Genomic DNA, 26327 nt, shown 5'->3' with positions numbered 1-26327 from the left:
CGGACAAAAGGGGTACTATATAGTTAGCAGTCAGATGTATAGAGTGCTAAATGTATAAAATACTTTTAATATATAGGAGGGGTGTTCGGTGAACGCTCAGAAATTTACACAGAAATCACTGGAAGCGATCCAGGAAGCCCAGAACATCGCGACCGATTACAGCCACATGCAGATCGAACAACAGCATTTGCTTTGCGCGCTTGCCGCACAGGAGGACGGCCTGATTGGCCAGATGTTTAAGAAGATGGGCGCGGACCCCGCTGCCGTCGCAAAAGCCGCACGCGATGAAGTCAAGCGCCTGCCGCGCGTCAGCGGGCCAGGACGTGAGCAGGGCAAGATTTATGTCACGCATGAGGTCGATCAGGCGCTCGTGCAGGCTGAAAAGCTCGCCGGCCGCATGAAAGACGAATATGTTTCGGTTGAACATGTCATGCTTGCGCTGCTTGAGATGCCGAACGAGCCGCTCAAACGGCTGTTTGCACAGTTTAATCTGACAAAGGACGCATTTTTGTCGGCGCTGATGAGCGTGCGCGGAAATATGCGCGTCACCTCCGACACGCCGGAGGACACATATGACGCGCTCAAAAAATACGGTTCAGACCTGGTCGAACAGGCGCGCGCGCAAAAGCTTGATCCGGTCATCGGGCGCGACAATGAAATACGCAATGTCGTCCGGATTCTGTCGCGCAAGACGAAGAATAACCCAGTTTTAATCGGTGAACCCGGCGTTGGTAAGACGGCCATCGCCGAAGGGCTGGCGCAGCGGATTGTGCGCGGCGATGTGCCTGAAAACCTCAAGGACCGCACCATTTTTTCGCTCGATATGGGCGCTCTGATCGCAGGCGCCAAGTTCCGCGGTGAGTTTGAGGAGCGCCTCAAGGCTGTTTTGCAGGAAATTAAAAAAAGCGACGGCCGGATTATCCTGTTTATCGATGAGCTGCATACGATTGTCGGTGCGGGCAAAACGGAAGGCTCGATGGATGCGGGCAATTTGCTCAAGCCAATGCTGGCGCGCGGAGAGCTGCACTGTATCGGCGCAACGACGCTCAATGAATATCGCCAATACATTGAAAAGGACGCCGCGTTGGAACGCCGGTTCCAGCCGGTTTTGGTTCCCGAACCGACCGTCGAGGATACAATTTCTATTCTTCGCGGGCTAAAGGAACGTTATGAGGTGTTCCATGGCGTTAAAATTCAAGACCAGGCGTTGATCGCGGCGGCTGTTTTGTCAAACCGCTATATTTCAGACCGTTTCCTGCCTGATAAGGCGATCGATCTTGTAGACGAGGCGTGCGCCGTCATCCGCACGGAAATGGATTCGATGCCGTCGGAACTTGATGAAATTTCGCGCCGGATTATGCAGCACGAGATTGAGGAGGCTGCCCTTAAAAAGGAGACGGACCGCCTGTCACAGGAGCATCTGCATGAGATCCAGAAGGAGCTTGCCGAGATGCGCGAGCAGTTCAAGGCGATGAAGGCGCGTTGGGAAAATGAGAAAAATGCTATTTCAAAGGTGCAGAAGCTGCGTGAGGAGCTTGAACAGGTAAACGCCGATATTGAGGCGGCCGAGCGCACATATGATCTTAATCGGGCTGCGGAGTTGAAATACGGCAGGCTCCCGGCTCTGAAAAAAGAGCTTGAGGAGGAGGAGCGTGCGGAAACAGCGGAGAAGGATTCGACGCTTCTGCGCGACAAAGTAACCGAGGAGGAGATCGCACGGATTGTCGGGCGCTGGACAGGTATCCCCGTGGCGCGGCTGATGGAAGGAGAGCGCGAAAAGCTGCTCAATATGGAGTCGATTCTGCACGAACGCGTCATTGGGCAGGACGAGGCCGTTTCCAAGGTCGCGGAAGCGATCCTGCGTTCGCGCGCCGGTATCCAGGACCAGGGCCGTCCGATCGGCTCGTTTCTATTCCTCGGGCCGACGGGCGTCGGCAAGACGGAGCTTGCCAAGGCGCTCGCACAGGCGCTGTTCGATGATGAAAGGAACATCGTGCGCATCGATATGACCGAATATATGGAGAAATTCAGCGTCAGCCGTCTGATCGGAGCGCCTCCGGGATATGTCGGTTATGAGGAGGGCGGCCAGCTCACTGAAGCGGTGCGCCGCAAGCCATATTCTGTTATTCTGTTTGACGAGATCGAGAAGGCGCATCCCGATGTGTTCAATATCCTGCTTCAGGTGCTTGATGACGGACGCATCACCGATTCGCAGGGACGCACGGTCGATTTTAAAAATACAATCATCATTCTGACATCGAACCTCGGCTCACCGCATATCCTTGACGGAATCGATGAGTCTGGAAACATCACCCAGGAGGCGCGCGACGCGGTGGAGGGCCTGCTCAAGCAGCAGTTCCGTCCGGAATTCCTCAATCGCCTTGATGAGATTGTATTTTATAAGCCGCTTCAAAAAACGGAGATTACAAAAATTGTCGATCTGCTGGTTGCGGATTTGCAGCATCGGCTGTTTGATAAACAGCTTACGCTGGAGTTGACGCCGGATGCAAAGGCGTATATCGTCGATCAGGGATACGATCCGGTTTACGGCGCGCGTCCACTCAAACGCTTTTTGCAGACAAAGGTTGAAACGATGCTGGCCCGCATGATCATCGCGGACGATCTGGAGCCTGGTACGCATCTTGAAGTGTATATGAACGGCGGCGCGCTGGCGATCCGGGCGAAGCAGTCATGACAGAGAGGGGATAACAAAGCATTGGGAGCGACTATCAGGCAGTATACGGAAAAGGACCTTGCAGCAGTCACAAAAATATGGAATGAAGTGGTGGCAGAGGGCAACGCCTTTCCGCAGGATACGCCGTTTACACCGGATGAGGCGCGTGCGTTTTTCGCTTCACAGTCGTTTACAGGCGTTGCGGAAAGCGACGGACGTATTGTGGGGGTTTATATCCTGCATCCAAATAATACCGGTCATTGCGCGCATATAGCGAACGCGTCCTATGGCGTATCATCCGACGCGCGCGGCACAGGGATGGGCGAACGCCTTGTGCTGCACTCGCTTGAAATGTGTAAGAAGCGCGGGTTTGTAGGACTTCAGTTTAACGCTGTCGTCTGTTCAAACACGGCGGCGATCCGCTTGTATGAGAAACTTGGTTTTGAGCGGATCGGCGCGACAAAAAACGGCTATCGATTCAAGGACGGCCATTATGAGGATCTTTTCCTGTTCAATAAGCCGCTGATCTGATGGTTCCGCCATTCCGGCCGCCCAGCTCTGTGCTGGGCGGCCGGTTTTTTTCGAGTGAGGGAGGATTTAGCGTTCTAAAGATTATAGTTGCGCACAGCGGGGAAAGATGGTAAAATAACCGCAGAGCGGTTATTTTACGCCTTATGGCCAGGGTGATACGCGGGCGCAGCCCGCTGCCGCCCCAATGGGCAATGATACCATGCCGCTTCGCGGACATGGTATCATACGCAACGGGAACCACGGGGGCCTTGGCTCCTGTTTTTTATGTGAAATTTATTGATGTGTAAGCGCTGGCACGCAGCGGCGTGCCAGTCATATTTTGGAGGAATCGGATTGTCGGATTACAGAAGCGAAATTGAGCGCCGGCGGACGTTTGCGATTATCTCGCATCCGGACGCCGGTAAAACGACCCTGACGGAAAAATTTTTGCTCTATGGCGGAGCGATTCAGCTCGCGGGCGCGGTCAAAGGAAAAAAGAACGCCCGCCATGCCGTCTCGGACTGGATGGAGATTGAAAAACAGCGCGGAATCTCGGTGACTTCGTCGGTGATGCAGTTTAATTACGAAGGTTTTTGCATCAATATCCTCGATACGCCGGGCCATCAGGATTTTTCGGAGGACACATACCGCACGCTGATGGCGGCAGATTCCGCGGTCATGGTGATCGACGCGGCCAAAGGCGTTGAACCGCAGACGCGCAAGCTGTTCAAGGTCTGCCTGCTGCGCGATATTCCGATTTTCACCTTTGTCAACAAGATGGACCGGGAAGCGCGCAACCCGTTTGATCTGATGGAGCAGATTGAACAGGAGCTTGGGATCCGCACCTATCCGGTCAACTGGCCGATTGGATGCGGCAAGGAGTTTAAAGGCGTTTATGACAGGCATAAACGCGAAATTATTTCGTTTCTCGGCGACGGTGCGGCCAATGGCGTGCGCCAAGTGGAGAAGGTGGAATTGTCGCTGGAGGATACACGGCTCGGCGAGATGATCGGCGACGCGCATCGCCAGACACTGGTCGATGATATCGAACTGCTTGACGGCGCAAGCTATGATTTTGATATGGATCAGGTGCGTCACGGCCGGCTTTCGCCTGTGTTTTTTGGATCCGCGCTCACCAATTTCGGCGTGGAACCATTTTTGGAGGACTTTCTCAAGATGACGCCTCCGCCGCTCGCGCGCGAGAGCAGTATTGGCGTGATCGATCCATTTGAAGACCGTTTCTCTGCGTTTGTTTTTAAAATACAGGCCAATATGAATAAGGCGCACCGCGACCGCGTTGCGTTTATGCGTATTTGTTCCGGGCGCTTTCAGAAAGGCATGGAAGTCCTGCATATGCAGGGCGGCAAAAAGATCAAGCTGTCTCAGCCGCAGCAATTGATGGCGCAGGATCGTGAGATCATTGACGAGGCGTATGCGGGCGATATCATCGGTGTATTTGATCCAGGGATTTTTTCGATTGGCGATACAATTTGTATGCCGGATAAAAAGTTTGAGTTTCAGGGAATTCCAACCTTTGCGCCCGAACATTTCGCACGGGTGCGTCAGACCGATACGCTCAAGCGCAAGCAGTTTGTCAAGGGCACGATGCAGATTGCGCAGGAGGGCGCCATCCAGATCTTCCACGAGCCGAACACCGGTATGGAGGAGGTCATTGTCGGAGTTGTGGGCACGCTCCAGTTTGACGTTTTTGAGTACCGGCTGAAAAACGAATACAATGTGGAAATCCGACAGGAGGGCCTTTCCTATCAATATCTGCGCTGGATTGAAAATGAGGAATTCGATCCCAAGCAGCTTGACATCACCTCCGATACAAAGCTTGTACAGGATTTCCGCGACCGATACCTTCTGTTATTTACCGATGAATGGAATATCCGATGGGCGCAGGAAAAAAATCCGTGGCTGAAACTTGCGGAATTCGGCAGGTCTTGACAGCATTGCCAGGAGAATGGGAAGGGGCGGGCATTTCCGGCCCTTTCTTTAACAATTACTTCAAAAAATAGGGCTTTTGTTTTACAGCGGGCAGTGATATAATATCTATATATTAGGCTCCGGTTAGGAAGGGCTTGATTGAACGGAGCAGTGAAGGGGAAAGGAGATTTATATGAAAAAGCGGGTTTTGGCGGTCTGTACCGCGCTTATCCTTGCAATCGCCCTTGGCATTTTTGTGAATGCGACGGGCAACAATCTTTACAGCGTTTCCGTTTCGGGGAAAAATATTTCGTTTGTTTTGGGCGGCCGGGTTGTTGGTACATATCAGGCGTCATCGACCGATTTGAAACTTATGACGGACGGCGAGGGCGATCTGCTCGTTTGCTTCCATGCGGCGGATGGCCGCTACCTTGGCGTGACGCTTGGAAAGCAGACATCAGTGACCATTCAGGGCGTGATGTCGTCGCTGACAGTTGATAGCAGCCTGAATAAAGGCGTTCAGGTAGTGGTCGGTTCCTCCGGCAGCGCTGGAACCATGTATGTCTATTCGCCGGTCAGCGTGGTAATCCAGGGAAATGTCGGCACGCTTGACGTTGCGACTTCCGCTCAGATATCGCTGTCGGACGGCGCCTATGTTACAAAGGCGCGTGTTGACAGTTCGGCGACGCTCAATATTCCTTCGCGTTCATCGGTCGGCAACCTGGACGAGGTGGAACGTGATTCTTACACCTCCTCTTCGTCCTCAGGAAATCTCAAATTCCGCACCAGGACGATCTATGCCAACAGCGGCGACCGTCTGCGCGACCTGGTGGATGAATTGGCGGATAATGTCACAGCCTACTATAATGATCGGAAGATTTCCGGCGATGTGGAATGGGTGACATCTGAGAGCACAACGGTCCGCAACAATCGATACTATCGATTCCGCTTCATCCCGGACAGCAGTAAATATGACGATGCCACCGGGACCATCCGCGTTCGTGTGGACGGCGACGACAGCGATGAGAATGTTTATCTGAAAATCGATGAGATCTACGCGGACAAGGGAGACCGCCTGCGCGACCTGCTCCGCGATCTGCGTTCAAATGTGACCGCTTATAACGACAATGACGATGAGATTTCAGGTGATTTCGAATGGGTTGAATCGGCAAGTACACGTGTTGAGGACGGCGAGAAATATAAATTCCGATTCATTCCAGATAGCTCGCGATATGAGCGTGTGACTGATTACATCACAATTTATGTCGACTGATGATGATGCCTTAGCTTCTCCATTGAAGCGTTTGAGCCGCCCATACACGGAATGTTTATCCGTATACGGGCGGCTTTTCATTTTTCGTCAATATTTTGTAATTTTGAATTGTTTTCAGTTTTTTCATACAAATTTCGCGCGGACCAGCTATAATGTAAAAGCGCTGAAAAAACGGCGTGCTATTTTTGTAATTCGGAGGCGTCCGCATTGTCCCAGTCAGCGGTACAGATACCAAGAAAAAAACGGATGGCTGTTTATGGCCTGACGCTTACAAGCAGCGACGCGCGGTTTGCCGCAACCCTTTCAGTTCCGGTAATTGCGCTTTTCACAACAGAATGGATTCATCGCGGTACCTTGGATGGCTTTGCCGCTGTCCTTTCCGCGCATCTTTGGAGCTTCGCTTTGGCGTGGTTGTTTTTACAATTGATTTATCTCGTCGTGAGCCGGTTTACAAGCCTTCATTCGCTGGCGGTTTTGACAACCGGTATCGCGGGGGGGCTTCCCGCCGCCATTACCTACTATAAACTGCAAATCCGCGGCGAACCATTTTTGCCGTGGGATATATCCCAGGCGGCAGAAGCAAGCGCCGTAATTGGAAAGGCAAATATAGAAATTCAGACCTCCATGATCTGGACAATCATCATTTTCGTTGTGCTGTTTTTATTGACGTTTCGTTTGCGTGAACCGCGCCGGAAATCCAATCCAGGCGGTTGGCGCAGACGTGTGGTCACAGGCGGCGTTTCCTGCATTTTGTTGGGAGTGCTTGTATTCGGCGTCTATTTGGAGCCGGCTGCCACGCTCTATTTTGATATCAGGCCAGATATGTGGATGCAGAATCGTTATTACAAAAATCACGGCGTTATTACCGGATTTCTTTCCAATTTACAGGCGCTTGATATCTCAGCGCCGGATGGCTATAGTGAACAGGCCGTGCAGGATTTGATCGAACAGATTTCAGCAAATGGACCGCGTATGCCGCATTATACGGACAGCTATGCGGCGGCCGTCGCCGAGCCTGAACAGAAACCGAATATTATTTTTATCATGGATGAGGCGTTTTGGAATGTAAACGAGCTGCCGGGCGTTACATACAGCGAACCGGTTACGCCGACGCTCGACCGCCTCAGGGAGACGGCTGCTGTTGGCAAGTCTTATTCGCCAAGCTTTGGAGGCGGTACGTGCGACGTGGAGTTCGAGGCGTTGACCGGTTATTCCGTGGAGCATCTGCCGCTTGGCGCAAAGCCTTATCAGCAGCATGTGACGCGTGATATGTTTGCGTTGCCGGCTTATTTGAAGACGCAGGGCTATGATACGCTGGCCATCCATGGTTTCTATCGCAAGTATTGGAGCAGGGATACCGCTTATCCGCATCTGGGAATTGACCGGTTTGTGGCGATGGAGGACTTTGTGAATCCGGAGCGCAAGCGCGCCGAGGAATGGAGCGGCGGCCTGATTACGGATGCTGAGATGGGGCGGCGCATCATATCTGAATATGAACAGCGGGATCAGAATAAGCCTCTTTTTATCCATGCGGTAACGATGCAGAACCACTCCGGTTATAATGCGAAAAATTATCCGCAGGAGGAGCTTGTCAGGATCACAAGCGCGCCCGACGGTATTTCCCAGGAAACGCTTTCGCAGCTCCAGGATTTTGCAACTGGAGTTCGGGAGGCCGACGAAATGCTTGGCACGTTGGTCGATTATTTTTCAAAGGTTGACGAGCCGACGATTATCGTTTTCTGGGGCGACCACTACAACACCATTGGAAAAGGCTATGAGCTTTATGAAAAGACAGGCTATATTGCGCAGGGAGATACCTCCAGTCCGAATCTGCATGGTACGCCTTTGGTGATCTGGAGCAATTATTATAACACGCCGGTCGACCTTGGAACGGTTGCGGCCTACAACATCTCTCCAGTGATGATGGAGCTTTATGGGCTTGAAAAACCGTTGATGTTTGAATTTCTTTCCCAGGAGATGGACATTTTCCGTGCGCGTTCGCGTGGGATAACTGTTAATCCGGACGGCTCTTTCTCAGAGGAGATGACGCCGGAGCAGGAGCAGTGGTTTGACAGCCACTGGCTGCTCCAGTATGATATGATGTTTGGAAAACAGTATACGGAAGAAAATGGTTCTGCCTGAATCAAAAAAATCCCGTGGCCGGGTTGTAAGCCCGGCCACGGGATTTTTTGCGGAAATTTTATCATTTTTTCCAATTGTGATGAAATAAATTTGTGATAACCTACAAAATTAGAAAATATCAATTGACAAATGGATGTTTTCGTAATACTCTTAATACAAACAGAATGTGCTCGTGCACATGAAGGCATAGCAGGTTGATTCAGCGGCAAGAAACAGCCTGCATTTTTTAAAAACGATTTCGTGCACGAGCACATACATGTCGTTTATATTGACAAATCTGTTCCCAGTCCGCTTTGGGGAACATATAAAATCGATTCCGGCCTGAAAATATACGGCAGGGAGTTTGGCCGGAGTGGAAGGGGATAAACCTATGAACTATCTGATTGGTATTGATCTTGGCACTTCCGGAACGAAAACGGTTCTGTTTGACCAAAATGGAGCGGTCGCAGCGTCTGCGACTGTTGAATACCCGCTCTACCAGCCGAAGAACGGATGGGCGGAGCAGGAACCGTCCGATTGGTGGCAAGCCGCCGCGGCGACGATCCGCAGGGTGATCGATGAGAGCGGCGTGGCGCCCGAAGCGATCAAGGGGGTCGGCCTTTCGGGGCAGATGCACGGGCTTGTTATGCTTGACGAGGCGGGCGAGCCGCTTCGGCGCAGCATTATCTGGTGCGATGGGCGCACCTCGCGGGAATGTGCGGAGATCACTGCGCTTGTTGGCCATAAGCGGCTCATTGAGATTACGGCGAATCCGGCGCTTACAGGATTTACCGCCGGCAAGATCCTGTGGGTCCGCCGCCATGAACCGGAACTGTACGCCAAATGCAGACATATTCTGCTGCCAAAGGACTACATACGTTATCAGTTGACCGGTGAATTTGCAACCGAGGTGTCGGACGCGTCAGGAATGAACCTGCTCGACGTGCCGAACCGTTGCTGGTCAAGGGAGATTCTGGAAAAGCTGGAGATTGACGATGCTCTGCTTGCAAGGATGTATGAATCCTGTGAAGTCACCGGACAGATTACCCCCAGGGCTGCCGCGTTAACCGGACTCGCGGCGGGGACTCCTGTAGTGGGCGGCGCTGGCGACAATGCGGCCGCGGCGATTGGGACAGGCGTTGTTGAAGTGGGCAAGGCGTTTACCACGATCGGTACATCGGGCGTTGTGTTTGCACATTCAGACCGCGTGACGATCGACCTTCAGGGACGGGTGCATACATTCTGTTCAGCTGTGCCAGGAGCATGGACGGTTATGAGCTGCACGTTGGCGGCAGGTCTTTCGCTCAAATGGCTGCGCGATCACTTTTTCACTGAAGAAATGAAAACCGCAGAAGGGATGGGCGTCGATCCCTATTTCCTGATGGATCAACAGGCCGGACGGGTGCCGATCGGCGCGAACAGGCTGATATTCCTGCCATATTTGATGGGCGAGCGGTCCCCGCTGCTCGATGAGAACAGCCGCGGCGTTTTCTTTGGCCTTTCGGCGATCCATACAAAGTACGATTTGCTGCGTGCGGTGATGGAAGGCGTAACCTATTCGCAGCGGCAATGTCTCGATGTGCTGCGCGGTATGGGCGTTGTCTCGACCGAGATGCTCGCCTGCGGCGGCGGTGGAAGCAGCCCGCTCTGGCGGCAGATGCTTGCTGATGTCTATGGCTGCCCAGTGAAAACGGTCGCCTCCAAGGAGGGGCCGGCTCTCGGCGCGGCGATTCTGGCAGGTGTGGGCGCGGGGCTTTATCCGAACGTGCAGGAAGCCTGCCGCAGGATGATTCAGACAAACCCGGCTCAGCGGCCGGATGCGCAGGCCGCCGAGCGGTACGAGCGGTTTTATCAGGTATATCAATCGCTCTATCCGGCGCTTCGGGAGAGCTTCCAGGCGCTTTCAAAGCTGTAACAAGGAGGATTCGGCCGATGAAATCTGTATTTGACAAGGAATTTGCGGTTTATGGCAAGGTCGTGGAGGGATACGATTTTACGCCTCTGCTCAAGGCGCTGCGCGAGAACAGCGGGAAACCAGCGGATTGTACGATTTATGTTCCAAGCGATCCCGCACTGGAGGCGCTTGCGGCTTATAAGTTTCTTTTCGACCATCTGTTCGGCGGGATGCCGGTTCAGATCGGTTACTGCAACGGTCATAACCGGAAGCTGAATTGCCTGGAATACCACCGCAATAGTGAACTGAATATCACAGACGATGATGTGGTCCTTCTTGTCGCGCCGCTTTGGAAGGTGCGCGGCGGCCGGCTTGATACCGGCGAGGTGGAAGCGTTCGCCGCGCCTGCCAAAACAGCGGTTCTGCTCTATGAAACAACCCTGCACTACGCCCCGGTGACTGCGCCGGGCGGGGCGGGGTTCCGGGTAGCCGTGGTGCTTCCGCGCGGCACCAACACTGAAAAGCCCGCGATCGGGCCGCAGCTCTGTGAGGACCGGCTGCTCTATGCGCGCAACAAATGGCTGATCGCCCATCCCGATTCAGACGAGGCAAAGAATGGCGCGTTTGCGGGTCTTGTCGGAGACAATATTACGATTGAGTGAGGAGAATCATCCATGAAAAACATCCCTGAAGTTAAACTTGGCATTATCGCAGTTTCCCGCGATTGTTTTATTATTTCCCTGTCCGAACGCCGCCGCAGAGCGATTGCCGAAGCCTATGCGTCCAAAGGCGGCAGTATCTATGAGTGCGCAATTGTGGTTGAAAATGAAAAGGATATGCAGAAAGCGGTCGCGGATGTCAAAGCTGCCGGCTGCAACGCCTTGTTCGTTTACCTCGGTAATTTCGGCCCTGAAACGCCTGAAACGCTGATCGCAAAATATTTTGACGGTCCGGTTATGTACGCCGCTGCTGCGGAGGAAACCGGAACCGATCTGATCAACGGGCGCGGCGACGCGTACTGCGGGATGTTGAATTGTTCTTATAACCTTGGCCTGCGCAGGCTGAAAGCTGTTATCCCGGAATATCCTGTCGGAACTGCCGGCGAGCTGTGCGGGATGATTGATGATTTTCTGCCGGTTGCGCGCGCTTTGCTCGGCTTGGCGTCTTTAAAGGTAATTACCTTTGGTCCGCGCCCGCAGGATTTCTTTGCCTGCAACGCACCGATCAAGGCGCTCTATGATCTCGGCGTCGAAATTCAGGAAAACTCGGAGCTTGACCTGCTGGTCGCCTACAAAGCGCACGCAGGCGACGCCCGAATCGATGAGGTTGTCAGGGATATGGCTGACGAACTCGGCGCGCAGGGCAATCAATATCCGGATCTGTTGCCGCGTATGGCACAGTTTGAACTGACATTGCTCGACTGGGCCCAGTCTAACAAAGGCGCACGCGACTATGTTGTGTTCGCGGATAAATGCTGGCCAGCGTTCCCTAAGGAATTTGGGTTTGAGCCGTGCTATGTCAACAGCCGCCTCGCTGCGCGCGGGATTCCGGTCGCCTGTGAGGTTGACATCTACGGGGCGGTGAGCGAATATATCGGCGCCTGCGTGACCGGCGCGCCCGTTACGCTGCTTGATATCAATAATTCGGTTCCTGCAGATTTGTATCAGGCCGATATCGACGGTAAATTCCCTTATACTCAGAGGGACACCTTTATGGGATTTCATTGCGGGAATACTCCGTTCTGCCGGCTGAAAGCCGGCGCGGTCAAATATCAGCTTATCCAGAACCGCCTGCTTGAAAACGGCGGCGAGCCGGACTTCACCCGCGGCACCCTTGAGGGCGACATCGCATCGGGAGAGATTACATTTTTCCGACTTCATGCAAACGCCGACGCTTCCTTACAGGCATACATCGCACAGGGCGAGGTGCTGCCGGTCGCGACCCGCTCGTTCGGCGGGATTGGGATTTTCGCAATCCCGGAGATGGGGCGTTTTTACCGCCATGTTTTGATTTCCAAGCACTATCCGCATCACGGCGCGGTTGCATTTGGCCATGTCGGCAAGGCGCTTTACACTATTTTTGATTATCTTGGCGTGCCGGATATTGCGTTTAACCAACCTAAGGGGATGCTTTACCCCGATGAAAATCCGTTTGCGTAAAAGCGGATATCGCTTCTTGCACATCCGGGTATCATAGCGTATAATAAGGACATTCGGGGCAAAACGGCGCGCGGCCGTTTTGCCTGTTTGTTGAAAAGGGGGAGGAGCCGGTGTCCGTTACCATCAAGCAGATTGCCGTTGTTGCGGGAGTGTCGCGCGGAACGGTGGACAGGGTGCTCCACAATCGTCCGGGGGTAAAACCGGAAATCGCCTTGCATGTGCGCAAGATAGCGGACGACCTGGGATATGAACCGAACCGTGCGGGAAAAATTCTCGCGGCACGCAAGCAGCCGCTTAAAATCGGATGTTTTCTTCCAAGCATTGGAAACGCCTTTTTTAATGATGTAATCTCCGGATTCCGGCAGGCGGAAAGCGAGCTTTCCGATTTTGGCGTGACGCTTGTATTCCAGGAAGTGGAGGGGTACGATGCGGGCGTTCATATCCGTGCGATACGAAAGCTGGTGGAGGCCGGCTGCCAGGCGCTCTGTGTTTCAACGATCGATACAAAAGAAATCCGCGCGTTTCTCAATCAATTGATCGATTCCGGCATCCCAGTGATCGCCGTCAATACGGATCTGACAAAAACCGGAAGGCTTTGTTATGTAGGCTGCGACTATTTGCAGGCGGGGAGTACGGCCGCAGGGCTGCTTGCGCTGATGGCTTCAGATCAGCTTAATCTTTTGATCGTAACCGGTTCGCTTAAAATGAAAGGGCACAACGATCGTATCCGCGGATTTTCGCGTACCCTCCGGGAAAAGAAAGTGCCGTATAAGCTGGTCGACGTGTTTGAGGCGCTCGATAATGATGAATACGCCTATCAAATGGCACTGGGGACCTTGAGAGCGCACCCGGAGATCAACTGCATCTATATTGCGGCGGCCGGTGTTGCGGGCGTGTGCCGTGCTGTCACAGAACTTGAGCGGCAGAATCAAATTTATCTTCTCTCCCACGATGAGATTGAATCGACCCGCCAGTTGGTACAGGATGGCGTGATTGATTTTACAATCGGACAGGAGCCAAAAGATCAGGGATACTGTTCGGTACAGATGATGTTTGATTATTATATGAGCGGTAAACAGGTTGCGCCGTGTAATCATATTACAAATACGGTGATTAAGATCCGCGAAAACATCAATTAGAAAAGCAGAGGCACGGCCGTTTTTGCGGCCGCGCCTCTGCTTTTTAAACAGCTCTTAATCAGGCGAACGGATTTATTTATGTGCACAGACCGGCAGCCTTCTGAAAGGCTTTTGCGCGCCGTGTAATTTCATCAAAATCATGCTGTGCGGCGAGCGTGCCGCTGACCAGGCAGGATCCGACGCCGATCGCAACAGCACCCGCTTTGAAGAAATCGGCGGCGTTTTGGAGCGTGACGCCGCCAACCGGCATCAGGCTGAGCTGGCCGAGAGGACCGAGCAAATCGCGGATATACTGCGGGCCGACGCTTCCAACCGGGAACACCTTGATCATCAGCGCGCCGAGCCGTCGGGCCTGCAGAGCCTCAGTCGGTGTAAAAATACCGGGAATCGCGAGTTTATCGTATTGATTGCACAGGGCGATCATATCCGGCGCAAGAACCGGCGAAAGCAGAAAGTCGGCGCCCGCCAGGATACATTGTCTCGCCGTTTCAGCGTCCAGTACGGTACCCGCTCCGATCATCATCCGTTCGCCGGCATATTTTTTGGCGCGTTCGATCATATCAAGGCCGTTGGCTGTATTCATTGTGATTTCAACGGCATAGACGCCGCCATTGCAGAGCGCGTCCAAAACGGGTTCAAGCGTGTCTGCCGGAACACCGCGCAGAATGGAAACGACACGGTGTTCACATAGCTTGTTAAAGATGTCGCAGATCATTTATAAGGACCCCTTTCTATTGATTGACAAGACAAGGATTCAGCCCAGTGAATCCCACCATATGTTTTAAACAATCCTTAATCCCGTTCAGACCGGATGCTTTGACAAGCGGCTTTTTTGACGCGGCGCTTTATAGAGTAGCAGACCGACAATATCGGCCAGAAACCAGCCGATTGGGATCGCCCACCAGATTGCGGGTAGCCCGAACGCGGGAATGGGCGCGAGCAGATAAGCCAGAGCCACCCGCGTGCCAAGCGAAACGACTGTCAAAACAATTGATACGGCCGGCCGGCCAATCCCCCGGAACAGGCCATACAGAAGAAACAGGCATCCGATGCCGGCATAGCAGGCGCCTTCTATACGGAGATACTGCATCCCGATTGCGATAATCTGCGTCTGGTCCGGCTTTACAAAAATCAGCATCAGGGGCCGTGCGAACAGGCAGACAATCAATGAAACAACCGCGCAGAACGCCAGCGCGCAGATGACTGCGGAACGGATGCCGCCGCGGATGCGTTCCTGTTTTCCTGCGCCGTAATTTTGGGCGATAAAGGTCGAAAACGCGTTGCCGAAGTCCTGTACAGGCATATACGCAAAGGAATCGATTTTGACGGCAGCCGCAAACGCAGCCATGACGGAGACGCCGAAGCTGTTGACGAGGCCCTGAATCATCAGGATACCAAAATTCATGACCGATTGCTGGATACAGGTTAAAAAGGAATAGTGTGTAATGTTCCATGCGGCTGCACGCTCAAAATGCAGATGTTGTTTTTGAGGACGGATCTGCGGCACGCGCAGAAAGCAATATACCATAATGCTGCTGGCGGAGACGCCCTGTGCGATGATTGTCGCCCAGGCGGCGCCGGCCACGCCCATTTCAAACACAATGATAAACAACAGATCGAGCACAATATTTAACACCGATGAAATTGCAAGAAAGACAAGCGGCGTGGCAGAATTGCCGATGGCGCGCAGCACACATGCAAAATAATTGTAGATGAAGGTAAAAAAGATGCCAAGGAAGATCACCTGCAAATATGCGCCGGTTTCAGCGCGAATATCCGCGGGAACCTGTAAAACCGTGAGCAGGGGGGAGAGCAGCGCGAGAGAAAGTATTTCGATCACAATAGCCGCCGCGCCAATGAGTGCAAATGAGATAAATAAACTGTTTTTGAGGCGGTCCGTTTCTCCTGCGCCGAACAGCATGGAAAAAACGACGCCGCTGCCCATACAAAGGCCCAGAATGATCGACGTCAAAAACGTCATCAGAGTGAAGGATGAGCCGACCGCAGCAAGCGGGCCCGGACCAAGAAACTGTCCGACGATCAGCGTATCGGCAATGTTGTAAAGCTGTTGAAGCAGGTTCCCAAGGATCATCGGCCCGGCGAACAGCAGCATGGATTTTGTAATGGGTCCTTTTGTCAAATCAAGCATGTTGTGTTCCTTCCATATATCATCAGACGGCCATGCCGAACCGGCGAATGGACGTCTCCTTCATCTTACAACATGCGGACCTGTTTGACAAGCCCCAGCCGTTTGTCTAATCCGTTTCATCGGGGTATGCAAATTCACGGTCGATCAAAAACCATGCGCTGCCGCCGCTGCCTTCAATAGCCAACCATGCGAAATCAGGTAAGCCGCATTCCTCGAAAAATATTTTTTGTATGCCGAATTGCTCCGCTTGCGCTGTATACCAGCCGGCGGCCTCTGTTCCGTCGGAATGAATCAGGCGCGCCGAGGCGTCTGAAAACGGCATGGACACAGTGCAAACGACTGTGTCCGCGCCCGGATAATAAAGCGCGCTGTAAAGAAACCATCCGTCCTGCGCCGTATCGGGAACAGGACGGCCAATCAGCTCATTGAGATCCAGGGAAAGCCCCGTTTCGTTTTGGACAGTTCGCATATATGCCGTTGTGAAGCGCGCGTCAATAAAATTTTGTTTTTGTATCTGGCGCGCACAGACATAAAAAAGCGCCGCGGCGGCCACCAGAACCGCCGCGGCTGTAAAAAGCCGCATGAATTTATTCATGCTTGATCGCCTCCAATGCGGAGATTTTCATGGCGCGGTTGGCCGGCAGAACACCAGAAATCAGACCGATCAGGGTTGCAAAGGCAATGGCCGCGACGACCAGCCACGGCGGGATAACCGACACCGAAGCGCCGCCTGCATCCATTGCGCCGCCCATCATATATCCCATTCCATAGCTCATCCCGCCGCCCATCCCGCCGCCGCTGCCGCTGAACGAAAAATTAAAGACATTCATCAGATAGGAGATGCCGTAGCTGACCGCAACGCCGAGACAACCGCCGAAAAATCCGATGACCCCGGCTTCCATCAAAAAGACAGAACGGATATTTTTCACTTTACAGCCGAGCACCTTCATCACGCCAATTTCACGGGTGCGTTCATAGATCGACATAATCATCGTGTTCGTGATACCGATGGCCGCGACAAGCAGGGAAATGCCGCCAAGGCCGCCCAGAAAAATCTGCTGCTGGCGGGCCTGTTCCTGCATGGGCTTGCGCACATCCTCCATGGAGTTCGTATCGAATCCCATCGCTTGAATAGCCGTCTGGACCGGCTCCACATCCTCCATAGTCTCGACCTTGACAGTGACATTGGTGTAGCCCCTTTTATCACGGCTGCTGGTCGTGATTTTGTTGACGCGGTTATACTCCTTTTCAAGCCATTTGACATCCTCGATATCCATAATGATGCCCTGTGAGGTGACCCATCCTTTGTCGTAATCCTCCTTCACACGGCCGACCGGCTTGATTTCACACGAGAATTGCTTCGAGTCCGGATCGTCCTCATCCTGCTTGTCACTGCGCAAAATCAACTCGTCGTTCATGATATCAACGAACGGCTTCTGCTTCAACTCGCCGTTTTCGTCCATTTCAGGCCACCGGTAATTATCAAATTTCTTTTTGGTATCCTCGAAACTGAAACCGGTATATTCGCCGACGACAACATAGATCGGTTTTTTCTTGTCGGTCTGTGGACCGGCAGGGTAGTCGCCCTCCAAAAGTGTATACCCCATTTTGGGCATTGCCTCGGCGTACATACCGGTAACATCCCACATCTGCATTTGATAGCGGTCGTCCTTGCCGGCATAGATGCGCGCCTGGAGGTTTGGGGAATAAATTGGCGTTGCGACCTCAACGCCGGGCAAATTCTGTATTTTCTCAACAGCGTCGTCGTCCATGACCGCATTGTCGCCGTCGCTCATTCCGCTGTACCGGTAGTTCATAACGTCAATTGTGGTAAGACGGCTTCCCATCTGCGCAAGTGTGTGCTCGAGCTGCTGGTTCATCCCCAATCCAAGCGAAATCATAACAACAATCGCGCAGGTGCCGACGACGACGCCGATCACCGTCAGGATGGTGCGCATCTTGCGCCGGAACAGATTTCCAAAGCACATGGAAATCATATCAGAAATCTTCATCTTCTTCCTCCAGAAGCGATTCTTCCTTCTGGCGCGCGCGCAGAAGCTTGATAATGAACGCCAGGAAAATCACCAGCACGACACCGCCGACCATCCAGGTCCAGACCGGAACCGTCTGATACCATGGCGTGACAACCGGCTGATCTTCGCTGGGCATTCCGCCGGTCATCATGGAGTCGTCCGCTGGCTCGTCGTAAGAAACAGCAGTCGTTGTAAAGGGCTGCCTGATTTCGCTGACATTCATATTGGCGTCCTCATAGGTGATGAGGATTTCGCCGGAAATCTCGCCGCTTTCCGTGGCGCCAAGCGTAAAGGAAGCGGAGTCCTCCTTGCCTTCCTCCACATTACCGATGAACTGACGCTGGCCCGGCTGTGAAATGTTTCCGGAAATTTCGGCGGTGACATTGTAAACGGGCGTCTTTCCCTTGTTAACGAAATTTACCTCAAGGTTTGTATCGTCGCCGACATAGATTTCTGAGGGCACCTCGACCGGGTCAACAGAGAAGCGGTTGAGCTGTGAAACAGGAATGCTGATCTCCTGCTCCGCGGTAAGCTGCTTGCGCTCCTCGTCGATGACCGCCTCATATGTAAAGCTTAATTTGATCGCTTGGGAAACCGGTTCGGCATTGGGCTTGACAGAGATGCCGATTGTCCGTTCAACCGATGATTCACGGGACATTTTTTCAATATAGAAGGTATTTGAAGAGCTCGTAAGCGTAAGCGCCTCCGGCATGGTCAGCTTGACAACAATGTTGTCAACCGGGAGCTTTTTGCTTGTATTGGTAAAACGCATCTTGAGATTGAATTTGCTTGCGGCCGTCACATTGCCGCCGCCATAGTCGTATTCGGAAACGATGATCGTCGGCGTGGGAGGCGCGATTTCCGGCCGGCTTGAAGATTCGTCGTCATCGTCATCGTCGTCATACCTGTCGTCGCGGGAGGTTTTGTCGCGCACGATCAAGTCTTCGATGTTGTCGCGTCGAAAACTGCGCGCGATTTCATTTGTGCCGACCATCCCGTAATTCACAACAAGCAGAAGCTTATCTGTTTCACCGGTATAAAGCAGGCCGGTATATGTGATGGTATATTTGACGCCCGTTTTCTTCCAGGTATTAACCTGCTCAATCGTATACCCCGGTCCGTTGCTTTCATCCGGCTGGAAGGTATCCCTGTTGATGTTGGCGCGCACCCTCTCCCGGATGGCGAGAAACTCGTCCCTGGAAACGCCTTCATCCGAAATTTCAACCTTCATGGTGATACGCGTATTCGGCTGCACTTCGCTGACAGGCGCGCCGTTGCTGTTAAAGAAGGTCAGGCTTTGAATATCGGCGATTGCGTCGTCCGGGCTGTCGTCGCTGCTCGTCTGAGAACTGCTCGGTTCGGAACTGCTGCGCTCGTTGTCAGGCGTGGAATCGTCGATCTTATCAGCCGGTGCGGTCAAACGGCCGCCTGACGTGCTTGAAGAAGCGAAAATGATGTCAGGCGCGCTTGTTTTCGGCGGCGCGCTTTCGGGCTCAGCGGAAGTCTGGGCGCTGGAAGACCCTTCCTCGGCATAAACGCGTGTGCCGGACAGGACGGCGGCGAATGAAATGCCCGCAGCCAACAGTAAAAGCAGGACAGCGAGGATCAGGGAAACCGCGCGTGCGGGAAAATGATTCATAGCGAAACGTCTCCTTTTTGCCGCGCATCGTCAGGCGCCGCGGGATGATCGGTGGATACGCCGCTTGTGGGCGGCGGAGGTTTGGGGGCGCTTTGAGCAGAGTCTATATCCTTTTCTGCCGGTGCGCAGCCGGGTTGATGAGAACCGTCCTCGGGCGCGCTGTCCGGGAATAAAAGCGTATCGGCTTGGGGCGGTATAGGCTCGTCCTCAGTTTCATCAATGGGACCCTGTGGAATTTCGTCGCCTGGAGCAATCAGCTCGTCAGGGATAAGCGTTTGTTCCTGCTCGCTCTTTCCGTCATAAATCGGTTCGTGGGATATGTCAGAGGTGATCGCGCCGTCGATTAATGTGACAACACGGTCGGCATAGTCGGCGATCTCCGGGTCGTGTGTAACAATGATTAACGTTTGCCGGTAGCGGCGGGCAAAGCGGACCATCATTTTCATCACATCAATGGTCGTTTTTGTATCAAGATTGCCGGTCGGCTCATCTGCAAAAATGACCTTCGGCCGTGTGACAAACGCGCGGGCGATGCCAACGCGCTGCTGCTGACCGCCGGACATCTGTGTCGGACGATGGTAAGCGCGTTTTTTTAGCCCCACTGCGGCAAGCATCGTCATTGCAGCCTTATCGCGCAGAGCCCTGGGCGCGCCCTTAAAAATCAACGGCAGCGAGACATTTTCAAGCGCCGTCATGGTCGGCAGCAAATTGTAGGATTGGAACACGAATCCAAGATACCGCTGCCGGAAGGTGGCAAGCTGGTTTTCAGACAGGCGTGAAATGTTTGTTTTGCCAATATATACCGCGCCGCGCGTCGGCTTTTCAAGCCCGGCGAGCTGGTTTAAAAATGTCGACTTTCCGGAACCGGAGGTGCCGATGATACAGACAATCTGTCCCTGTAAAATTTCGAGGTTGATATCGCCGAGCGCGACTACTTTTTCGTCGCCGATACGGTACACCTTGCGCAGATGCCGAACGCTGATAATGGTTCTTGGCGCGCTTTTTCGCTGTGCCGTCTGTTCCAAGGCCATCCCCCTCGTCTGATAGAATACCTTTTAATAGGTGCAGCATTTTCGTCCGTTTACTGCATGTGTTTTCATATAAGTTTAGAAAAATTCTCACATAACGCACATAAGACGGCGCCGTCAAACAGAGCTATGAATCGCTGCCAAGCAGCGCCGCAAGCTCGCTGCCCTCGTAAACTGTATAGTCAAATTCAATCGTATCTGCTGGGAGCATGGCGATCAGACTGTCAAGATCCGAGGCAATCTCGTCGGAGACAAGCACGAGTTCTGCTTTTGCCCCAATGACTCCCTCCCCAGCGGAAGCAAAGGAAACGATGCTTGACCAGCCGCTTTCATATTGCAAAAACAGCAGCTGTCCGCCGGGCCAGCCTTCCGGCTCAATGTATGCTTTTTCCGTTGTAAGCAGGCTGGCCGCGGCCAGCGCGGCAGTGCCGCCAAGCTGGGCGTTGATGAAACTGGCTGCCATGACGCCGTTCATACGCTTATAAAGGATGTCCTGTAAATCGTCAGGAAGCGCCTGGCCTGGTGAAATAAGGCTGAAAATCTGATTGGCCATCGCTTGAGAAAAATTAATGAGATAGATCCGTATCGGTTTACTGTAATCCTGCGCGCCGATTTCATCTGTTATTTTCATGATTTCATCGGAACCGGACATAAGCTCCATATACGTCTGGTTGGCGGCCATCGCGCCCATTTCCTGCGTCAGCGCAACACTCTCTTGAATACAAAATGCAGCAGGGTCAAATTCCCGCGGCTTTGCTTCACAAGCAGTTGCCGCCAGAACTATGACGCCGGCAAGCAACAGAGAAAAATATCTTTTCATCACAAAGACCATCCCTTTTATCATGGATTTCGTTGCCATCCCAACAGCTTTATGATAGAATAATCAAAATGTATTGTCAATGTGAAGAAAAGCCGTCCCTAGTATACGCGGCGGCGCAGGGAAAGGATGGAACGTGAACATGCCGCGAAAAAATGAACTGGTCACACTGGAAATCATCGATCTTGCGCATGATGGCAACGGCGTCGGCCGATTGGACGGCATGGCTGTTTTTGTGCCCGCCTCGGCTGTGGGGGACCGCTTGTGCGTGCGGATTGTTAAGGTAAACCGCACGCATTGTTATGGACGGATTGAACAGATCATAGAGCCTTCGCCAGACCGGATCGAGCCGGACTGTCCTGTCAGCAGGCGGTGCGGCGGCTGTGTGTTCCGTCATATTTCCTATGAGTCCGAGCTGCGCTGCAAACAGGCGTTTGTCCAGCAAAATCTGCGGCGAATCGGAAAGCTGGAGCTTGCGGTAGAACCTATTGAGCCGTCGCCGGTCATTGACGGGTACCGAAACAAAGCGCAGTACCCTGTTCGGGTGCAAAAGGGCGAGCTGTGCGCCGGATTTTTTGCGCCGCGAACACATGAAGTGATTGACTGCCACGCCTGTAAACTTCAGCCGTCTGTTTTTGAGGAACTTCTGGAGGCTGTTCTGTCCTATATGTATACATATCATGTCTCAGCCTACGACGAGAACTCAGGGGCCGGCCTTATCCGCCACGTCTACCTGAGGCGCGGACACCGCTCGGGGCAGATCATGGTCTGCCTGGTTGTCAACGGGACGCGTCTGCCAAATGAAAATGCGCTTGTTGATCTGCTGCTTTCCCGCTGCGGCGAGATCGTATCCATCCTATTGAATGTGAACGAACGAAATACGAATGTAATTGTTGGTGAGCACAGCCGCGTTCTGTATGGAAAGCCATCCATTTCCGATGTGCTGTGCGGCGTACAGTTTGAGCTGTCTGCACAGTCGTTTTATCAGGTCAACAGCCCGGGAGCGGAGCGGCTTTATGGCGTGGCTGCCGAATTTGCGGCGCTTACAGGCGGGGAGACGCTTTTGGACCTGTATTGCGGCGCGGGAACGATCGGGCTTTCACTCGCGCATCTGTGCAAACAGGTAATTGGTGTTGAGGTTGTCCCACAAGCGATTGAAAACGCTGCCGCAAACGCTGTGCGCAACGGGATTAAAAACGCACGTTTTTTCTGTGCGGACGCGGGACAAGCCGCCGCCCGGCTCGCACGAGAAGGCGTGCGGCCCGACGTCATCGTGCTGGACCCGCCGCGCAAGGGCTGTGCGCCAGAGGTGCTGGATGCGGTCGCCGCGATGGCTCCGCAGCGTGTTGTGATGGTTTCGTGCGACAGCGCCACCATGGCGCGCGACTGCGCCGCGCTCGCGGCGGCCGGGTATATGCCCCGCCGCTGCCGGCCGGTCGATATGTTCCCGCGTACTGCGCATGTTGAAGCGGTCGCTCTGTTGTCCCGTCTGAAATCAGATTGAAATATATCGGATTAGACCTGAGAAATCATGAGCCGGTCAAGCGAAAATCCCAACAACAATGCATATCGGGAAGTGAGCCATATGAGCAGATGTCCTTGGTGTGAATGCAATGAAAAGATGCGGCGCTACCACGACGAGGAGTGGGGCGTGCCGCTGTATGATGATCAAAAGCAGTTCGAATTTTTGATGATGGAGGTCATGCAATGCGGTTTGAATTGGAATATGATGATTCAAAAACGTGAGATTTTCCGCAAGTGTTTTGACGCCTTTGATTTTGATAAGGTGGCGGCTTATGGCGGTGAGGACATAGAACGCATTATGAATACGGATGGAATGATTAAATCCCCACGGAAAATTCAGGCGGTTATTCACAATGCGCGGTGTTTTCAAGAGATTCGCTCGGAGTTTGGGTCCTTCAGTTCATATATTTGGAGGTTTACGAACGGCAGAACTTATTTATATATGGGGCATCAAAAAGGCACTATACCAGCAAAAAACGGCTTGTCTGATCTTATCAGTAAAGATTTGAAGAACCGTGGTCTGAAGTATATGGGTTCGGTTACGGTTTATTCTCATCTGCAAGCATCCGGCGTTGTCAATGACCATCTGGAATCCTGCTTTCGCTATCAGGAGCTTTTGGATTGCTCTGATACAGTTTCAAAACGCAGGGATCATGAAGGCTGAGGTAGGCGGCATATCAAAACGAATTCAAAAGAAACGTAAAGGGATTGGAGACAGCAAAGGAGAGGACGCCATGTGCAGAATACAGGATCGTATTTTTATTGCGTCGTCAGCGGAAGGGAAAAAATATGCCGAGATAGTCGAGGATTGCTTGGAAGATATCGGCCGTGTCACAAAGTGGTCGGATAATTTTTTCAGGCTGGGAGAATCGACGCTGGAAAACCTCTGCAAATAGGCGGTCGGATTTGATTACGCTGTTGTGCTGTATACAAAGGACGACCATGCGGTTATCAGAAAAAAGCGGTGCTTTACAGCGCGTGACAACGTCCTGTTTGAGCATGGTATTTTCACAGGACTCCTGAGCCGGTACCGTACATTTGCATTGATTCAAAAGGGAGTGCGGGTCCCTTCCGATTTAAGCGGTATTACCTACGTGTTCTTTAAAAATGAAAAAGACCTGCCAAAGGAATGTGGAAAGATTGCAGACAAAATCCATGAGGAACGCCAGATTTCACGCATCTCAATGCTGCCCTCCACAGCCACGGCGCTTTCTTACTTTGAAAATTTCGTAAAGCCGGTATGCAGCCATCTGCTGACAGAGGATTATGTGCTGTCCGGCGGAAAACGGCTTGCGTTTAACGGTATGAATCAGAAGCTGAATATTGTGCTGCCGCAGACGCTTTCAGAGGATTTAAAGCCGCGGTTTTATGAATTGAAAAAGCCAGCCGCTCTGCTGGAAATCCAAATTCCGGGTATACACCGGCATTTTACAGGGTACGGCCGTTTGACAGGGGAAACCTTATACAGCTTGATGGATATGCCGACCTGCCTGAATGTGTCCCGTAAGGCGGCTGAATTATATATGGGAAAGGATTTTATCGGCTCTGCCAGCCATATGGATTGCGTATCCGCGCGGGAGCTTGAAAATTTTCGCGCCACCCTTCAGTATTTGATTGACGACGACGATACGGCTAGACATGTGGCGTGCGTTATAGATGAGAAGGAGTTTTTAAAGATTGAGGTGCTGCAACAAAGATTGCCCGCACTGGAATCAGGCTTGCGCGCATAACCATGCCGTATTGTGGCGATAGAGCCGGCGATTGCCTGTCAAATACAGATGAAAGCGCTTGGACCGTCGAAACGGAAAGCTCATTGCCAATAATATCCGAATTGTCCGTCCTTCAGGGCGGCGGGGATTTCAAATATTTAAATGATTTCAGGAGAAGGAGGAAGAATGTCAGCCTGTCTGGTCAATAAATCCGTTTGAGGGATCAGAAATAATAAATGCTGGAGGATGATGCGAATGAATCACGAAGCGCATAAGGGGAAAATTGTAAGGAGCCAGTGGGCATCCAAAATGGGGTTTATTTTGGCGACAGCCGGCGCGGCTGTCGGCCTGGGGAATCTTTGGAAATTCCCATATCTGATGGGACGCAACGGCGGTTTTCCATTTTTGGTAGCATATTTGATCTTTGTGCTGGTGCTTGGATTACCAGTCATGATAACTGAGATGTCAATCGGCCGTCTGACACAAAAAAATCCAGTTAACGCTTATCATGCGATCGATAAAAAAGTAACGTTTATCGGCGTTATGGGTGTGCTTTCCGCCTTTATTATTTTATCCTATTACAGCGTCATCGGCGGCTGGATTCTCAAATATATCGCGTCCTATACGACTACCTTCTCGGCGCCGGCTGATTTTTCGGCATATGTTGGCCAGCCGGCCGAACCGGTTGTATGGCATCTTATATTTATGGCTCTGGCCTGCTTTATATGTTATAAAGGGACAAAAGGGATCGAAAAGGCGTCCTCCGTTATGATGCCGGCGTTGTTTATCCTGTTGATTGTGTTGATTGTGCGTTCTGTAACATTGCCAGGAGCGATGTCCGGGCTTCGTTTCATTTTTACACCAGCGGATTCCAGCTTCAGCTTCGATTCGATTGTGGCTGCAATGGGGCAGGTGTTCTATTCGCTTAGTCTCAGTATGGGTATCACGATTACATATGGAAGCTATCTGCGGCGTAGTGAAAATATTCCGCGCAGTTGTATAACTGTGGCCGGATTGGATACGATGGCCGCGGTGTTTGCAGGCATTGCAATTTTCCCTGCGGTGTTTGCGTTCAATCTGGAGCCGGCGCAGGGTCCGGGGCTTATTTTCGGCACTTTGCCGAATGTGTTTAGCAATATGCCTGCGGGCGCTGTATTTGCAATTCTGTTTTTTGTTTTAATGTTTTTTGCTGCCCTGACATCGGCAATCGCGCTGTTGGAATGCGTTGTCTCCTATACAATGGATGATCTCCACTGGAGCCGCGGGAAATCGGTATTTTTACTCGGCGTCCTGATCTTCCTGCTTGGTGTGCCAAGTTCTCTGTCATTTGGGCCGCTCGGCGACCTGCTGATCTTCAATTATACCTTCTTTGACTTCATGGGCGTGCTTACCGACAATTTCCTGATGCCGCTCGGCGGAATCGCTATGTGCATTTATGTCGGATGGATATGGGGGCCCCAGCGCCTGCTTGCACATATTGAATCGGACGGCGTGACCTTTAAGCTGAAAAAAGCGTGGCTGTGGTGTATCCGGATTATTACGCCTGTCCTGATTGTAATTGTCACGGCGATGGGAATTGCTGGAATTGTCAAGGTGGTCAGCGGTTGACGCCCCTCATACATCGGTCAAAAAAAGCGCCTGTTCTGCTATAAGCAGAACAGGCGCTTTTTTCTTGAATCACAATCGTCAGGAATTGTAAAGGATATGTTGTTATGTTACAATGAAAAAA

At 52.5% G+C, this 26327-nt stretch carries 20 protein-coding genes and 2 pseudogenes; 15 read left to right on the top strand and 7 right to left on the bottom strand.

Features of this window, described 5'->3' with window-relative positions; genetic code table 11:
* The first annotated feature begins 88 nt into the window (after window positions 1-88).
* The 9 genes from clpB to FMM72_RS06370 all read left to right on the top strand — a co-directional run bounded on the left by clpB (window position 89) and on the right by FMM72_RS06370 (window position 13699).
* Window positions 89-2695: an ATP-dependent chaperone ClpB gene (gene clpB, locus FMM72_RS06410; protein WP_162220909.1), complete on the top strand. Its 2607-nt coding sequence runs from the start codon at window positions 89-91 to the stop codon at window positions 2693-2695.
* Window positions 2696-2716: 21 nt separating this feature from the next.
* On the top strand, window positions 2717-3205 hold the full coding sequence (locus FMM72_RS06405; protein WP_162220908.1) for a GNAT family N-acetyltransferase: 489 nt from the start codon (window positions 2717-2719) through the stop codon (window positions 3203-3205).
* 333 nt (window positions 3206-3538) lie between these two features.
* Window positions 3539-5134: a peptide chain release factor 3 gene (locus FMM72_RS06400; RefSeq protein ID WP_160208350.1), complete on the top strand. Its 1596-nt coding sequence runs from the start codon at window positions 3539-3541 to the stop codon at window positions 5132-5134.
* A gap of 172 nt (window positions 5135-5306) precedes the next feature.
* Complete coding sequence (locus tag FMM72_RS06395; protein WP_162220907.1) at window positions 5307-6386, top strand: hypothetical protein; 1080 nt, start codon at window positions 5307-5309, stop codon at window positions 6384-6386.
* 207 nt (window positions 6387-6593) lie between these two features.
* The gene (locus tag FMM72_RS06390; protein WP_243151525.1) at window positions 6594-8528 is read left to right on the top strand and encodes an LTA synthase family protein; all 1935 of its coding nucleotides are present in this window, start codon (window positions 6594-6596) and stop codon (window positions 8526-8528) included.
* Window positions 8529-8898: 370 nt separating this feature from the next.
* A complete protein-coding gene (gene xylB / locus FMM72_RS06385; RefSeq protein ID WP_162220906.1) occupies window positions 8899-10422 on the top strand; it encodes a xylulokinase in 1524 nt (507 codons plus the stop codon).
* A gap of 17 nt (window positions 10423-10439) precedes the next feature.
* Window positions 10440-11063: a DUF4867 family protein gene (locus tag FMM72_RS06380; protein WP_160208356.1), complete on the top strand. Its 624-nt coding sequence runs from the start codon at window positions 10440-10442 to the stop codon at window positions 11061-11063.
* Between the two features lie 12 nt (window positions 11064-11075).
* On the top strand, window positions 11076-12560 hold the full coding sequence (locus FMM72_RS06375; RefSeq protein ID WP_162220905.1) for an L-fucose/L-arabinose isomerase family protein: 1485 nt from the start codon (window positions 11076-11078) through the stop codon (window positions 12558-12560).
* Window positions 12561-12670: 110 nt separating this feature from the next.
* Window positions 12671-13699 carry a LacI family DNA-binding transcriptional regulator gene (locus FMM72_RS06370; RefSeq protein ID WP_162220904.1) on the top strand — a complete coding sequence of 343 codons (1029 nt, stop codon included), beginning with the start codon at window positions 12671-12673 and terminating at the stop codon, window positions 13697-13699.
* A 76-nt stretch (window positions 13700-13775) separates the two neighbouring features.
* On the opposite strand, the gene FMM72_RS06365 is transcribed toward FMM72_RS06370, so the two are convergent.
* From FMM72_RS06365 to FMM72_RS06335, 7 genes and pseudogenes are all read right to left on the bottom strand, one after another.
* Window positions 13776-14414, bottom strand: a complete 639-nt coding sequence (locus FMM72_RS06365; RefSeq protein WP_160208362.1) for a bifunctional 4-hydroxy-2-oxoglutarate aldolase/2-dehydro-3-deoxy-phosphogluconate aldolase — start codon at window positions 14412-14414, stop codon at window positions 13776-13778.
* An 87-nt stretch (window positions 14415-14501) separates the two neighbouring features.
* A complete protein-coding gene (locus FMM72_RS06360) occupies window positions 14502-15848 on the bottom strand; it encodes an MATE family efflux transporter (RefSeq protein WP_162220903.1) in 1347 nt (448 codons plus the stop codon).
* A 106-nt stretch (window positions 15849-15954) separates the two neighbouring features.
* Window positions 15955-16443, bottom strand: a complete 489-nt coding sequence (locus FMM72_RS06355; RefSeq protein WP_160208366.1) for a hypothetical protein — start codon at window positions 16441-16443, stop codon at window positions 15955-15957.
* Window positions 16436-17860 (bottom strand): ABC transporter permease, encoded by a 1425-nt coding sequence (locus FMM72_RS06350; RefSeq protein WP_162220902.1) that lies wholly within the window; start codon window positions 17858-17860, stop codon window positions 16436-16438. Before FMM72_RS06350 ends, FMM72_RS06355 begins: the two co-directional genes overlap by 8 nt.
* On the bottom strand, window positions 17847-19520 hold the full coding sequence (locus FMM72_RS06345) for a hypothetical protein (protein ID WP_162220901.1): 1674 nt from the start codon (window positions 19518-19520) through the stop codon (window positions 17847-17849). Before FMM72_RS06345 ends, FMM72_RS06350 begins: the two co-directional genes overlap by 14 nt.
* Before the next feature lie 320 nt (window positions 19521-19840).
* Window positions 19841-20551 (bottom strand): annotated as a pseudogene (locus FMM72_RS06340) (ABC transporter ATP-binding protein); the annotation flags it as partial.
* A gap of 124 nt (window positions 20552-20675) precedes the next feature.
* Window positions 20676-21368 (bottom strand): hypothetical protein, encoded by a 693-nt coding sequence (locus FMM72_RS06335; protein WP_160208376.1) that lies wholly within the window; start codon window positions 21366-21368, stop codon window positions 20676-20678.
* A gap of 139 nt (window positions 21369-21507) precedes the next feature.
* Between FMM72_RS06335 and rlmD the strand changes: the two genes are divergently transcribed.
* The 6 genes and pseudogenes from rlmD (at window position 21508) to FMM72_RS06310 (ending at window position 26206) form a co-directional block, all read left to right on the top strand.
* A complete protein-coding gene (rlmD, locus tag FMM72_RS06330) occupies window positions 21508-22869 on the top strand; it encodes a 23S rRNA (uracil(1939)-C(5))-methyltransferase RlmD (protein ID WP_162220899.1) in 1362 nt (453 codons plus the stop codon).
* Window positions 22870-22896: 27 nt separating this feature from the next.
* A complete protein-coding gene (locus FMM72_RS06325; RefSeq protein ID WP_367116950.1) occupies window positions 22897-23553 on the top strand; it encodes a DNA-3-methyladenine glycosylase I in 657 nt (218 codons plus the stop codon).
* A gap of 70 nt (window positions 23554-23623) precedes the next feature.
* Window positions 23624-23785, top strand: coding sequence for a hypothetical protein (locus FMM72_RS06320; protein ID WP_162220898.1), 162 nt, complete (start codon window positions 23624-23626; stop codon window positions 23783-23785).
* Window positions 23786-23806: 21 nt separating this feature from the next.
* A pseudogene (locus FMM72_RS17510) lies at window positions 23807-23983 on the top strand (TIR domain-containing protein); the annotation flags it as partial.
* A 90-nt stretch (window positions 23984-24073) separates the two neighbouring features.
* Window positions 24074-24619 carry an STING domain-containing protein gene (locus FMM72_RS06315; protein WP_306815417.1) on the top strand — a complete coding sequence of 182 codons (546 nt, stop codon included), beginning with the start codon at window positions 24074-24076 and terminating at the stop codon, window positions 24617-24619.
* A gap of 234 nt (window positions 24620-24853) precedes the next feature.
* A complete protein-coding gene (locus FMM72_RS06310) occupies window positions 24854-26206 on the top strand; it encodes a sodium-dependent transporter (protein ID WP_160208383.1) in 1353 nt (450 codons plus the stop codon).
* Window positions 26207-26327: the final 121 nt, after the last annotated feature.

The sequence above is a fragment of the Anaerotruncus colihominis genome (genome assembly GCF_010206195.1).
Lineage (GTDB): Bacteria > Bacillota > Clostridia > Oscillospirales > Ruminococcaceae > Anaerotruncus > Anaerotruncus colihominis_A.
This window is presented reverse-complemented; position numbering and strand designations above follow the sequence as displayed.